The organism is Pseudonocardia alaniniphila, assembly GCF_022524485.1.
Lineage (GTDB): Bacteria > Actinomycetota > Actinomycetes > Mycobacteriales > Pseudonocardiaceae > Pseudonocardia > Pseudonocardia alaniniphila.
The window spans coordinates 160,315-173,602 of the sequence record NZ_JAKXMK010000003.1; the positions used below are offsets into that span (position 1 = coordinate 160,315).

Genomic DNA, 13,288 nt, shown 5'->3' on the forward strand with positions numbered 1-13,288 from the left:
ACAGCACTACGGCTCCGGAATCGGGTCTCAGACCGAACGCATGCGGAACGGTTCCAGGCGTGCGGCCAGGTCGCCCGGGTCTCCGGCCTCCTCCGGGAGGTGGTGGGCGCCCACCGCCTCCGCCAGCCCGATGCACTGCGGCCCGTCGAACAGGCCGCAGGCGTAGCGCACCGAGGCGTCGTCGAGATCGAGCACGCCGACGCGGAGCTGGTAGATGCCCGGGTAGCGCACCTCGTCGAGGTAGTCCACGCGCAGCGAGCTCGGCGAGAGCCCGTCGAGCGGGCCGCCGGTGGGGTAGCCGAGCACGTCGAGGTGCAGCTCGGCGAGGCCGTCGAGATACCAGCCCGCCAGCGCCACATTGTTGACGTGCCGGTTCGGGTCGAGGTCGCCGAAGCGGGTGCGGACGTCGAGCCGGAACGGGTACGCCTCGCGCACGACGCGGGCCGGACCGCGCTGCAGGCGGGTGGGTTCGGGGGCGTCCATGCGCAGTGTCTTCAGCGCCTCGCGAACCGGCTCGGGCAGCGGCGCCGGTCCCCCGGTCGTCGCGTGCACGCTGACCGACTCGCCCGTGGCCACGCACTCGTCACCGGCGTAGACGCCGTAGGTGTAGGCGAAGGAGGAGGTGCCGATGTGGCTGACTCCGATGCCGATGCGGTACTGCCCGGCCTCGATTCGCGCCCCGACGGCACTGCGGGCAGCCACCTGGAGGGGGGCCAGCACGTCGACCCGGACCGAAGCCAGCAGCAGCCGCATCCGCCCGACCAGGGCGGCACCGAAGACATCCCGTTCGACGGCGATGCGCGCGTCTTCGAACCACCGCACGAGCGCGTCGCGCCCGATGCGCCGGCTCGGGTCCAGATCGCTGTACCGGGCGGCGTGCTCGATCAGCACCGGGTAGTCCGACGGGCGGAGCATGAGCTGGGTGTGCGTCACTCTGCTCATGATGGCGGCACCCGGCCGCGGCTCGTGGGCGACCCCGCCCGGGATCACGTGTGAGCCTCGCAACGCAGGTCGCGGCCGGGATCGGCGGTTCTGCCCCGGGTCGGGAGGGGCGGGGGGTAGCCTCCCGGAGTGCCCACCACGACCGAGCTGCCCGGCGTGGCGGAGCTTCTGGAGGCGGCTGTCACAGCGGTCGGCGGCCGGCGCCGCGAGGGCCAGGACGCCATGGCCCAGGCAGTGCGCAGAGCGATCGCCACCGGCGAGCACGTGGCCGTGCAGGCCGGCACCGGCACGGGCAAGTCGCTGGCCTACCTGGTGCCCGCCATCCACCACGCCATCGCGAAGGGCTCCACGGTCGTGGTGTCCACCGCCACCATCGCGTTGCAGCGCCAGCTGGTCGATCGCGACCTCCCGCGTGTCGCCAAGGCCCTCAAGCCGCTCCTCGGCCGCGCGCCCACGTTCGCGATCCTCAAGGGCCGTCGCAACTACCTGTGCCTCAACAAGCTCCACGGCGGTGACGAGCAGGACCCCGCCGACGAGCTGTTCGACCCCTTCGCGATCTCGGCGATGGGCCGCCAGATCAAGCGCCTGCACGAGTGGGCCGACACCACCGACAAGGGCGACCGCGACGAGCTGGTGCCCGGCGTGCCCGACTCCACGTGGCGGCAGGTCTCGGTCACCGCACGCGAGTGCATCGGGGCGGCGAAGTGCCCCGTCGGCGACGACTGCTTCGCCGAGCGGGCCCGCGCCGAGGCCGGCCACGCCGACATCGTCGTCACCAACCATGCGCTGCTGGCGATCGACGCGCTGGAGGGCCGCCCGGTGCTGCCCGAGCACGACGTCGTGGTGGTCGACGAGGCGCACGAGCTGGTCGACCGGGTCACCGGGGTGGCCACGGCAGAGCTGGCCTCGGGCGTGGTCGGCATCGCGGCCCGCCGGGTGGGCAAGCTGGTCGACCAGGCGGTCGCCGACCGGCTCGCCGAGGCAGGCGAGGGCCTCGCGATGGTGCTGGAGGACCTCCCGCCCGCACGGTGGGACAGCCTGCCGCAGGCCGCCGTGGGTGCCCTGTCGGCGGTCCGCGACGCGGCCGCGGCGTGCAAGCAGTCACTCGGGTCCGAACGGCGTGAGGACCCCGAGGCCGCCACCGGACGCAAGGTCGCGCAGGCTGCGCTCGACGAGCTGGCCGACACCGCTGTCCGGCTGCTCACCGCGTTCGAGGAGCCCGATCCGGCGAAGCGGCGCGACGTCGTCTGGCTCGGTGAGCAGGGGCCCGACGGCGCCCGGCACAAGGTGCTGCGCATCGCGCCGCTGTGGGTGGGCGGGCTGCTGCGGGAGCGGCTGTTCGGGCGGTCCACGGTGGTGCTGACGTCGGCCACGCTGGCGCTGGGCGGCAACTTCGACGCCCTCGCCCGCCAGTGGGGCCTGCCACCGGAGAAGGCGGCCGACACCGGCGGAGAGAGCGACCCGATCCCCGATCCCGACGCGCCGAAGTGGTCGGGCCTCGACGTCGGCTCGCCCTTCGCCCACGGCCGCAGCGGCATCCTCTACGTCGCGAAGCGGCTACCGCCACCGGGCCGCGACGGACTGCCGCCTGCCTACCTCGACGAGATCGCCGGTCTGGTGGAGGCGGCCGGTGGGCGCACCCTGGGGCTGTTCTCGTCGATGCGCGCGGCCAAGCAGGCCACCGAGGCGCTGCGCGGCAGGCTCGACACACCGCTGCTGTGCCAGGGCGACGACTCCACGATGCAGCTGGTGAAGAAGTTCGCCGAGGACGAGCCCACCTCGCTCTTCGGCACGCTCTCGCTCTGGCAGGGCGTCGACGTGCCGGGGCCGTCGCTCTCGTGCGTGATCATCGACCGCATCCCCTTCCCGCGCCCTGACGACCCGCTGGTCGCGGCGAGGCAGCGCGCCACCGACGCCCGCGGGGGCAACGGCTTCCTCACGGTGTCCGCCACCCACGCGGCTCTTCTGCTCGCCCAGGGCGCCGGACGGCTGCTGCGCGGCATGGACGATCGCGGCGTCGTCGCGATCCTCGATCCTCGTCTGGCCACGGCCCGCTACGGCGGGTTCCTGCGTGCGTCGCTGCCGCCGTTCTGGCCCACCGACGACCGGGAGAAGGTGCACGGCGCGCTGCGGCGGCTGCGCGGGGCGTGACGACGAGCCGGGCTCAGCTCGGTGGCGTGGCGATGCAGGTGATCGTGCCCGGCGCCACCTCGGTGAAGCCGGCGTCCCGCACGGCCACACCCGCGCCGCCCTTCACGCCGTCGCACAGCCGCGCCCAGCGATCGCCGCGGGCCTCGCGCACAGCGAACGACGGCACGGCCGTGAGGCCCCGGGCGGCGGCGTAGAGCATCGAGGCGTGCCCGACCTGCGCGGCCGCCTTGCCCACGGTCATCTCCAGGTCGGCGTTCACCCAGATCACCGGCACTCCGGGCGGGGGCGGACCTGGCTCGTCGGACGGCAGCTCGGTGCCGCCGATCTGCAGCCGGGACACCACCTTGGGCACCTCGTCGACCGGCCCGGGCAGCAGCGCCCGCGCCTCGGCCGGCCCGTCGGGCGAGTCGACCACGCACGTGACGCCGGGAAGCTCCTGCACCGCGGCCCAGTGCGCGCCGCGGGCCCGCCGGGCGATCTTGCGGATGCGGCCGGCCACCCACGTGGCGACGGCGTCGTGCCACTCCCCTCCTGGCTCGGCACGCGGGTCGAGACAGACGGCGAGCGCCGCGCCGGCCGCGGCCTCCAGCACCGGGGTGCGCGGGGCGGGAGGCCGGTCCAGCCGCAGGACGACCGGCATCGCCCGCACCACGCCGTCCGGCTCCGGTGGGATGTCGGTGTCGCGCCGCACGTACCGCGCGGCGAGCGGCTCCAGCACGCTGGTCATGTCGTGAGGGGCGGGGCTGGTCACGCGATCGGCACGCGACGCAGCACGCCCTCGGCGGCGTCCGCGTGCTCCACCTCGTCGCGGGTGATGCCGAGGACGAACAGCACCACGTCCAGGTAGGGGTGCGAGAGGGCGGCGTCCGCCACCTCGCGCAGCGCGGGCTTGGCGTTGAACGCGATGCCGAGCCCCGCGGTGGACAGCATGTCGATGTCGTTGGCGCCGTCACCGACGGCGACGCACTGCTCCAGCGGGATGCCGAACGTCTCGGCGAACCGGCGCAGGGCCACCGCCTTGGCCGGCCGGTCGACGATCTCGCCGAGCACACGCCCGGTCAGCTTGCCGTCGACGATCTCCAGCTCGTTGGCGGCGCAGAAGTCGAGCCCGAGCTCGTCCACCAGGCCGCTGATCACGCGGGTGAAGCCGCCCGACACGACACCGCAGCGGAACCCGAGACGCTTGAGCGTGCGGATCGTGGTGCGCGCGCCGGGTGTGAGCTCCAGCTTCGCGGCGACCTCGGCGAGCACCGACTCCGGCAGCCCTTCGAGCACCGCAACGCGCCGCTGGAGCGACTCGGCGAAGTCCAGCTCACCGCGCATGGCCGCCTCGGTGACGGCTCGGACCTCCTGCTCGGCGCCCGCCCGGGCCGCGAGCATCTCGATCACCTCGCCCTGCACGAGCGTGGAGTCGACGTCGAACACGATCAGCCGCTTGCTGCGGCGGCTGAACCCGGCCCGCTCGACGGCGACGTCGACGCCTGCGGTGCGGGCCACCTCCACGAGCCGCGCGCGCAGCGTTCCGGGCGGATGGGCCTCGCTGCCGCCGGCCGGATCCGGGGAGACCATCAGCTCGAGCCCGGTGACGGGGTAGTCGGCCACCCGGCGGATGGAGTCGATGTTCGCTCCCACGCCGGCGAGCGCCTGCGCGATCGCCCCGAACGCGCGTGCCGTGATCGGGCTCCCGATCACCAGCACGACGTGTGTGGCGCGCTGCCGCACCGACCGGTCGTCGGGCACCTCGAGCGAGGTCTGCACGTTCATCGAGATGCTCGCCATGGCCTGCTCGACGGCCTCCTGGAGGCCCTCAGGGTCGTGGTGGGCGGCCACCAGCGCGCCCAGCGTGAGCTGACCGCGGATCACCACCTGCTCGACATCGAGCAGGTCCACCCCGTGGCGGATGAGCGCGGCGAACAGCACCGAGCTCACGCCGGGCCGGTCCGGGCCGGTGACCGTGATGAGGACGGTGGTGTCTGTCATTCCGTGAAGCGTAGGAGATCGGTCACCGTGACCGCGGATCGCCGTTGGGTTGCGACTCCGGCGCGGTGTGCTGGGCCGCCACCTCGTACGGCGACGGCCTGCCCCCGGAGTGCGCCTCCTCTCGGAAGCGCTCCACCAGGTGCGGGTAGTGCAGCTCGAACGCCGGACGCTCCGAACGGATCCGGGGCAGCTCCGTGAAGTTGTGCCGCGGCGGCGGGCAGCTGGTGGCCCACTCCAGCGAGTTGGCGAAGCCCCACGGGTCGTCCACCGTGACGATCCGCCCGTAGCGGTAGCTGCGGAAGACGTTCCAGATGAACGGAAGCGTCGAGGCACCCAGCACGAACGCACCGATCGAGGAGACCATGTTGAGCGTGGTGAACCCGTCGGTGGGCAGGTAGTCGGCGTAGCGACGGGGCATGCCCTCGGCGCCCAGCCAGTGCTGCACCAGGAAGGTCAGGTGGAACCCGATGAACGTGAGCCAGAAGTGCACCTTGCCGAGGGTGTCGTCCATCATCCGGCCGGTCATCTTCGGGAACCAGAAGTAGATGCCGGCGTAGGTGGCGAACACGATCGTGCCGAACAGCACGTAGTGGAAGTGCGCCACCACGAAGTAGGTGTCCGAGACGTTGAAGTCCAGCGGCGGGGACGCCAGCAGGATGCCGGTGAGACCACCGAACAGGAACGTGACCAGGAAGCCGAGCGCGAACAGCATCGGCGTCTCGAAGGTCAGGTGGCCCTTCCAGAGCGTGCCGATCCAGTTCACGAACTTGATCCCGGTGGGGATCGCGATCAGGAAGGTGGTGAAGGAGAAGAAGGCGAGCAGCACGGCCCCGGTGGCGTACATGTGGTGCGCCCACACGGCGCCGGACAGCGCACCGATGGAGATCGTCGCGTAGATCAGGCCCTTGTAGCCGAAGACCGGCTTGCGCGCGAACACCGGGAAGATCTCGGACACGATGCCGAAGAACGGCAGCGCCACGATGTAGACCTCGGGGTGGCCGAAGAACCAGAACAGGTGCTGCCAGAGGATCGCGCCGCCGTTGGCGGGGTCGAACACGTGCGCCCCGAGCTGCCGGTCGGCCAGCAGGCCGAGCAGCGCCGCGGTCAGCACCGGGAACGCGATGAGGATCAGGATCGCGGTGACGAAGATGTTCCAGGTGAAGATCGGCATCCGGAACATCGTCATGCCGGGTGCGCGCATGCAGATGATCGTGGTGATGAAGTTGACGCCACCGAGGATCGTGCCCAGACCGGACAGTGCCAGTCCCACGATCCACAGGTCCGCACCCGCTCCGGGCGTGTGCACCGCGTCGGACAGCGGCGTGTACGCGAACCAGCCGAAGTCGGCGGCGCCGCCGGGAGTGAGGAAACCGGACAGGACGGTCAGCCCACCGAAAAGGAACAACCAGTACGAGAAAGCATTGAGCCGCGGAAATGCGACGTCGGGCGCACCGATCTGCAGCGGCACGATGTAGTTGGCGAAGCCGAACAGGATCGGCGTCGCGTACAACAACAGCATGATCGTGCCGTGCATGGTGAACAGCTGGTTGTACTGCTCGTTCGACAGGAACTGCAGTCCCGGTTCGGCCAGCTCCGCACGCATCAGCAGCGCCATCGCGCCGCCGGCCAGGAAGAACCCGAACGACGTCACCAGATAGAGGATGGCGATGTCCTTGGGATCCGTGGTGTGGAGCATCTTGACCAGCGCTGATCCCTTGGCCGACCGCCGGGCCGGATAGGGGCGCGCGGTGATCGGCTTGGGGGCGACGGCTGTCACTGAGCCTCCTGAAACTGCCTTGCCGATTGCATTTGGCCTTGTCGAACTGATGGGTGATCGGTGCTACGAGCCCAGCGTGGATCGTAGCTCTACCCGTCGTCGAAGGCTTGCCCCGGCCCCGGTATCCCGGCGTGACACACATCGCCCGAGAAACGGGCGTAAAGCGACATAACTATCGCAAAGGGCTGAAAAGTTCCTCGAACAAGTCGGGGGTGGCCGCCTGGCTCGGCAACGGGTCGACGACGTAGAACTCGACACCCATCCCCATGGCGAACAGCGGGTCCGGCATCGCGAGGAGGAAGTGGTCGGGAGCGATCTGGCTCGCGTGGGCCCGCATCGAGGCCTTCTTCTGCTCCACGAAGTCCACGGCGTCGACGCGGTGGGTGATCTCGCTCTCGGGCTTTCCGAACGTCGGCTCGTCGAGCGCGGGGAGAACCCAGTCCTCGGGCAGCTGCCCGGACTTCGCCATCCCGCGGATGCCCCGCGTCATCCAGTCGCGGTTGACGGTGCTCTGCGCCACCACGGGCACGGCCGACAGCTCGGCGGCGCGGCGGCCCACGCGGTGCACCTGGATGTGGTCGGGGTGCCCGTAGCCGCCGTTGTCGTCGTAGATCGTGAGGACGTCGGGCTCCTCCTCGTCGAGGATCACGGAGAGGAGCCGGGCGGCGTGGTCGACGTCGGCCCGCCAGAAGCAGAAGGGGGCGTCGTTGCTCGGCTCGCCCATCATCCCGGAGTCGGTGTAGGGGAGGAACTCCACGCGCTTCGCCCCGATCACGGCGGCCGAGTCGTAGCACTCGGCCGAGCGGCGCACGGCGAGCTGCTCGCCGTCGGCGAGGACGCCGGGCACGGGTTCGCCCAGCTCACCACGGGTCGCGAAGACGAGAACAACGCGGTGACCTGCGGCAGCAGCGCGGGCGAGAGTGCCCGCCGAGCCGATCGACTCGTCGTCGGGATGTGCGTGAAAGGAGACAATTGTGCCCACCGCGCGAGACTATCTCCGCCGCGAGATCCGGCTCCCGGCCCTGCGCAGGGCGAACAGCCGGATCTCGTGACGATCAGGTGCGGATCCGCGTCAGCGCCGGGCCGACGTCCGCGAGCCGGCGCACGGTCTGTGCCCGCCCGCCCGCTCGCGCGGCCAGTGCGGACGCCGCGGCCTCGGCCTCCGCGCCGCCCAGCGGCACCAGCACGTGCAGCCGGTCGATCCCGGCGAGTGCCTCCGCGGGCTCGTCGCCCGCGGTGTGCCGGCAGTCCGAGAGCAGCACGACCAGCCGCTCGTCGGCCACCGCTCCGGCGAGCTGGCGCGACGCCTCCCGCAGCCCGGCCGCCAGGTCGGTGAGGCCGTGGCCGCGCAGGGCGACGATGTCGGAGAGCAGCTCCTCGGGCGGACGGCGCACCCCCTGCGCCTGCAACACCCGCACGCCGGCACCGAACGCGATCACCGCGGGTTCCAGCTTCCCGTCGGCCGCGAGGACGACTCCCGCAGCAGCCACCGCCGCCAGCGCGACGGCACGACCCTGCATGGATCCGGAGATGTCGACGACCAGGCACACGGCCCGGCGGTGTGCGGTCCAGGTGCGGGTGACGATGTCGTCGGTCTCCGGCCGCCGTGACGGACCGGGCGACCAGCGCTCGAGCGTGCGATCGAGGTCGAGGTCGCCGTCCATGCCTCGCGCGGGCCCGAGCCGTCGCGTGCCCCGGGCGCGGGCGGGTCCGACCCTGCCGAGCTGGATGAACACGCGGCCGGCCAGCCGCCGCGCCGCGGCACGCAACTGCGCGTCGGTGGCCACGGCGAGATCGGCCAGCAGTGCGGCGGCGGCCTCGGGTGCCTCGGCGAGCGCCCGGTCGAACGCCTCGGCGTCCAGGGAACCGAGCTCGGGAGAGACCTCGGCGAACTGCTCGTGACGCGCGCCGAGCTCGCCGCGTCCGACGGTGCGCTCCCCCCGGTTGCGGTGCGGGCGCTCACGGGATCGGCCCGCCCCTCCCGGCGGCGGGCCGTCAGCTTTTCCCGGGCTGCCGGCTTCCGGCTCGTCACCGGGCTGCGGCGGTGCTGCGGAGTCCTCCGGCCAGAGCCGGTCGAGCAGCTCGTCGATCACCGATTCCGCGGTGCGGTCGACGCCGTCGGCCACCCGGATCCGCCCCGACAGCGCGGCGTAAGCGGCGTCGCGGGCGGTCTCCCTGGCCGGCGTGGCCTCGCCGCGAAGCTCCGTCAGTCCGGTGAGCACGAGCGCGAGGTCGATCGCCCCGCGCACCGACGAACCCATCCGCACGTCCCGGTGGGTACGGGTGGCCCGGGTGAGCGACACGGCGAAGTCGGTGACCCAACCGGTCACTCCGCTGACCGAGGCGGTGATGGCCTGCTCGCCGGCCTCGTCCTGGTAGCCGAGCACCACCCGGCACATCCGGTCGGCGATCGCCTGGCTGACGCGCGCGGTGCCGACCGCGTCGAACGGGTTCATCGCGGCGATGAGCCGGAACCGCGCACCGGCGCGCACGGTGCCCAGCCGCGGCACCGCGATCTCGCCCTCGGTGAGCACGGTGATGAGGACGTTGAGCGTCTCCTCGGGAACCCGGTTGAGCTCCTCGAGATAGAGCAGCGCTCCCCCACGCATCGCGGTGAGCAGCGGCCCGTCGACGAAGCTCGCGGGCAGGTACCCCTCGGCCAGCACCTGCGACGGGTCGAACGCGCCGATCAGCCGGGCCGGGGTGAGCTCCGCGTTCCCCTCGACGAAGACGACCTGCTGCACCGCCTCGCGGGCGATCGAACGCAGCAGTGTCGACTTCCCGGTGCCGGGCGGCCCTTCGATGACGACGTGCCGGCCGGTGGCGAGCGCGACCGTCAGCACCTCCCGCTCCCGGCGCAGCCCGACGACGGGGACGGGCGAGGAGGTCTGTGACGGTGGAGCGGTCACGGGCGTCACGGGTGGCACCACCTTCGGAAGCGGCCGCGCCGGGCCCGCTGAGGACGGGCCCGGCGCGTCACGGGTATGGCGGACTGTGTCCTCCGGTGCGGTCAGTAGACGATCACGCCCCGGACGTTGACGCCGTTGACCAGGTCGTCGTAGCCCTTGTTGACGTCATCGAGGGTGTAGGTGTTGGTGATCAGCTCGTCGAGCTTGATCTGCCCGGCCTGGTACATGTCCACCAGCCGCGGGATGTCCGTGAACGGGTCGCCCGAGCCGAACAGCGAGCCCTGGATCCGCTTCTCGAACAAGGTGAGCAGCGCGCCCGGGATCTCGATGGTGTTCTTCGTCGGGTCGGCCAGGCCGGTGACGACGACCGTGCCGCCCTTGCGGATGGCGTGGAAGGCGTTGGTGGTGACCTCGGTGTCGACCACCCCGACCGTGACGATCGCCTTGTCGGCGCCGACGCCGCGGGTGAGCTCCTGGATCAGTGCGTGGGCCTCCGCGGCGCTGCCACAGGAGTGCGTTGCTCCGAGCCGCTCGGCCATCTCGCGCTTGTTGGCCAGCGGGTCGATGGCCACGACGTTGGTGGCGCCGGCGAGCGCCGCACCCTGCACGGCGTTGATGCCGATACCGCCGACGCCGTAGATCGCGATGGTGTCGCCGGGCTGGGTCTGCGCGGCGTGCACGGCCGAGCCGAAGCCGGTGGGGACACCGCAGCCGATCAGCACGGCCTTGTCGAGCGGGACGTCGTCGGCGACCTTGACGCAGGAACCCTGCGAGATCACGGCACGCTCGGAGAACGTGCCGAGCATGCACATGCCGCCGACGTCCTCACCGGAGTCGGAGTGGAAGCGGTAGGTGCCGTCCGGCAGGTTCCCGTTGAGGATCGAGGCGCCCATGTCGCAGAGGTTGGTCATCCCGGCCGCACAGAACCGGCACGCGCCGCACACGGGCAGGAACGAGCAGATGACGTGGTCACCGGGCTTGAGCCGGGTGACACCCTCCCCGACCTCCTCGATGATCCCGGCCCCCTCGTGGCCTCCGACGATCGGGAAGCGCGGCACGATGTCGCCGTGGCGGAGGTGCTCGTCGGAGTGGCATAGCCCGGCGGCGACGTACTTGATCAGCACCTCGCCTGCCTTGGGCGGGTCGAGGGTCAGCTCCTCGATCTCGAACGGTCGGCCCACCCCGCGCAGCACCGCGGCCTTGGTCTTCATCGCCCCTCCAGACATCAGCCCTCGTTGGCTGATCGTGTGACGTGAGTGTTTCCGACAGGACCCCCGGACGCCGGCACCTGCCCCATCGCCCGGGTGTGCCTCGTCACCATTCGTATCAGCACGGGCATGCCAGCGGAAGGCCGTGGGACCCGAAGGTCAGGACCGTTCGGTCGACGCGGCGGGGGGATTTGATCTGCTACTGATCTGTGGCGGCGATGGATCAAGCTGTAGTGTCTGGCCACCCGATCCGGCATGGGAGTGAGCGCCGTCATGACCGAACTCTTGAACGCCGCCGAGTACCTCACGCAGCGCCGTGTCGCCGCCGGAGACGGTGACCGTGTGGCGATCATCCACCCGGGCGGGAGCCTCACCTACGGGGAACTCGTCGGCGAGGTCCGCCGCGTCGCCGCCGGGCTCGTCGCGATCGGCGTGCGCCCCGAGGAGCGGGTGCTGATGTGCATGGCGGACGACGTCGAGCTCGCCACGGCGATCCTCGCCACGATGTACATCGGGGCGGTGGCCGTGCCGTCCTCGACCATGCTCACCGGTGGCGAGCTGCACAAGCTGGTCACCGACTCGCGTGCCCGCGTGCTGCTCGGCGACGCGCGGTTCGCCGACGCCGTGACCATCGCCGCGACGGACGCCCCCGACCTGCGCCACGTCGTGCTCACCGGGGACGCCGAGCCGCAGGTCAGCGGCGCGGCCACGCTCACGTGGCAGGCCCTTCTCGACAGCGGTCGCGACGTCGAGGTCGGCGAGGCCTACCGCACGTGGGACGAGTCGCCCGCGCTGTGGCTCTACACCTCGGGCACCACGGGCACCCCCAAGGGCGCGATGCACCGGCACACCGACATCCGCTACGTCTGCGAGACCTACGCGGATCAGGTGCTCGCCGTTGGACCGGACGATGTCTGCCTGTCGGTGGCCAAGCTCTTCTTCGCCTATGGCATCGGCAATTCGCTGTTCTTCCCACTGGCAGTGGGCGCCACCACCGTGCTGGAGCCGTCGCGGCCGAACCCGGCGCTGTACGCCGACCGCGTGGCCGAGCACGGGGTCACGCTGTTCTTCGGCGGTCCGAGCTTCTGGGGCCCGTTGATGGCCGCCGACCTCCCGCGGGAGAAGTTCGCGACCGTCCGCAACGGAGTCTCGGCGGGCGAGACGCTTCCCGCCCGGATGTTCCACGGCGTCCGCGATCAGTACGGCTTCGAGATCCTCGACGGCATCGGCTCCACCGAGGCGCTGCACATCTTCATCTCCAACGTCGCCGGCAAGGTCGTTCCCGGCAGCTCCGGATTCCCCGTCCCCGGGTACCGGGTGGAGCTGCGCCGCACCGACGGCAGCGTGATCGAGGGGGCAGGCGAGTCCGGGATGCTCTACATCGCGGGCGACTCGATCTGCACGGGCTACTGGTGTCGCACCGAGGTGAACCGGGCGGTGTTCCAGGGCGAGTGGATGCGCACGGGCGACCAGTACGTGCGCGGCGAGGACGGGAGCTACACCTGCCTCGGCCGGGCCGACGACGTGCTCAAGGTCGGCGGGATCTGGGTGAGCCCCACCGAGGTGGAGACCAGGCTGCTGGAGCATCCGGCGCTGGCCGAGGCCGTGGTCGTCGGCGTGCCGGATGCGGACGGGCTCGACAAGCCGGTCGCCTACGTCGTGCCGCGGCCGGGCATGGCGGTGGACCAGGACGAGATCATCGAGTTCTGCCGGGCCGGGCTCGCGTCGTTCAAGCGGCCCCGGCTCGTCGTCGAGGTGGACGAGCTGCCCAGGACGGCCACGGGCAAGATCCAGCGTTTCCGCCTGCGGGCCCTCGCCACCGCCACCGAGGCACCGGTGCCCATCACGGCGGCGGACGTCGCGGAGGTGCAGTCATGACGGAGGTGCGGCCGTGAGGTGGGTCCGGGAGACGCCCGCGCACTGGGACACCGACAAGAAGCGCGTGCTCGGCGACCTGGCCCCGGAGCTGTTCGGCTTCGGCAGTCCCGGCGTCGGCGACGTCCTCGCCGACGAGTGGTGGCGCGTGGAGGACGGCGACCAGATCATCGGCTACGGCCGGCTCGACGACACCTGGGGTGACGCGGAGATCCTCGTGCTCGTGGATCCGCGGCGGCGCCGGTCCGGCGTCGGCGCGTTCATCCTCGCGCGGCTGGAGGAGGAGGCCGCTGCCCGTCATCTGAACTACATCTACAACGTCGTGCCGGACCGTCATCCGGATCCCGAGAAGGTCACCGGCTTCCTCGCCGCGCACGGCTTCACCCCCAACTCCGTGGGCGAGCTGCGCAAGAAGGTGCCGGCAGAAGGGGCCTGACACCCCGGCT

The 13,288-nt window shown here is 71.5% G+C and carries 10 protein-coding genes; 3 read left to right on the forward strand and 7 right to left on the reverse strand.

Annotated features, from left to right (window positions below; translation table 11 throughout):
- Window positions 1-27: 27 nt before the first annotated feature.
- Complete coding sequence (locus MMF94_RS03635) at window positions 28-933, reverse strand: acyl-ACP thioesterase domain-containing protein (protein ID WP_241034789.1); 906 nt, start codon at window positions 931-933, stop codon at window positions 28-30.
- A 138-nt stretch (window positions 934-1,071) separates the two neighbouring features.
- Between MMF94_RS03635 and MMF94_RS03640 the strand changes: the two genes are divergently transcribed.
- Window positions 1,072-3,093: an ATP-dependent DNA helicase gene (locus tag MMF94_RS03640; RefSeq protein WP_241034790.1), complete on the forward strand. Its 2,022-nt coding sequence runs from the start codon at window positions 1,072-1,074 to the stop codon at window positions 3,091-3,093.
- Between the two features lie 13 nt (window positions 3,094-3,106).
- On the opposite strand, the gene MMF94_RS03645 is transcribed toward MMF94_RS03640, so the two are convergent.
- The 6 genes from MMF94_RS03645 to MMF94_RS03670 all read right to left on the reverse strand — a co-directional run bounded on the left by MMF94_RS03645 (window position 3,107) and on the right by MMF94_RS03670 (window position 10,970).
- The gene (locus MMF94_RS03645) at window positions 3,107-3,820 is read right to left on the reverse strand and encodes an aminoacyl-tRNA hydrolase (protein WP_241034791.1); all 714 of its coding nucleotides are present in this window, start codon (window positions 3,818-3,820) and stop codon (window positions 3,107-3,109) included.
- A gap of 20 nt (window positions 3,821-3,840) precedes the next feature.
- Window positions 3,841-5,073 (reverse strand): phosphoserine phosphatase SerB, encoded by a 1,233-nt coding sequence (gene serB, locus MMF94_RS03650; RefSeq protein ID WP_241034792.1) that lies wholly within the window; start codon window positions 5,071-5,073, stop codon window positions 3,841-3,843.
- A 22-nt stretch (window positions 5,074-5,095) separates the two neighbouring features.
- A complete protein-coding gene (gene ctaD, locus MMF94_RS03655; RefSeq protein WP_241034793.1) occupies window positions 5,096-6,850 on the reverse strand; it encodes an aa3-type cytochrome oxidase subunit I in 1,755 nt (584 codons plus the stop codon).
- A 172-nt stretch (window positions 6,851-7,022) separates the two neighbouring features.
- Window positions 7,023-7,832, reverse strand: coding sequence for a PIG-L family deacetylase (locus tag MMF94_RS03660; protein ID WP_241034794.1), 810 nt, complete (start codon window positions 7,830-7,832; stop codon window positions 7,023-7,025).
- A 73-nt stretch (window positions 7,833-7,905) separates the two neighbouring features.
- On the reverse strand, window positions 7,906-9,768 hold the full coding sequence (locus MMF94_RS03665) for an AAA family ATPase (protein WP_241034795.1): 1,863 nt from the start codon (window positions 9,766-9,768) through the stop codon (window positions 7,906-7,908).
- Window positions 9,769-9,860: 92 nt separating this feature from the next.
- Window positions 9,861-10,970 carry an NDMA-dependent alcohol dehydrogenase gene (locus MMF94_RS03670; RefSeq protein ID WP_241034796.1) on the reverse strand — a complete coding sequence of 370 codons (1,110 nt, stop codon included), beginning with the start codon at window positions 10,968-10,970 and terminating at the stop codon, window positions 9,861-9,863.
- Window positions 10,971-11,240: 270 nt separating this feature from the next.
- Here MMF94_RS03670 and MMF94_RS03675 point away from each other — a divergent pair, with 270 nt between their 5' ends.
- Together MMF94_RS03675 and MMF94_RS03680 are read left to right on the forward strand one after the other, a co-directional pair.
- The gene (locus tag MMF94_RS03675; protein ID WP_241034797.1) at window positions 11,241-12,845 is read left to right on the forward strand and encodes a benzoate-CoA ligase family protein; all 1,605 of its coding nucleotides are present in this window, start codon (window positions 11,241-11,243) and stop codon (window positions 12,843-12,845) included.
- 13 nt (window positions 12,846-12,858) lie between these two features.
- Window positions 12,859-13,278 (forward strand): GNAT family N-acetyltransferase, encoded by a 420-nt coding sequence (locus tag MMF94_RS03680; protein ID WP_241034798.1) that lies wholly within the window; start codon window positions 12,859-12,861, stop codon window positions 13,276-13,278.
- Window positions 13,279-13,288: the final 10 nt, after the last annotated feature.

Bases quoted from the DNA above. Each gene is read 5' to 3' on its own strand.
- MMF94_RS03645 (WP_241034791.1), bottom strand. From the start codon at position 3,820: ATGACCAGCGTGCTGGAGCCGCTCGCCGCGCGGTACGTGCGGCGCGAC.
- serB (WP_241034792.1), bottom strand. From the start codon at position 5,073: ATGACAGACACCACCGTCCTCATCACGGTCACCGGCCCGGACCGGCCC.
- MMF94_RS03670 (WP_241034796.1), bottom strand. From the start codon at position 10,970: ATGAAGACCAAGGCCGCGGTGCTGCGCGGGGTGGGCCGACCGTTCGAG.
- MMF94_RS03675 (WP_241034797.1), top strand. From the start codon at position 11,241: ATGACCGAACTCTTGAACGCCGCCGAGTACCTCACGCAGCGCCGTGTC.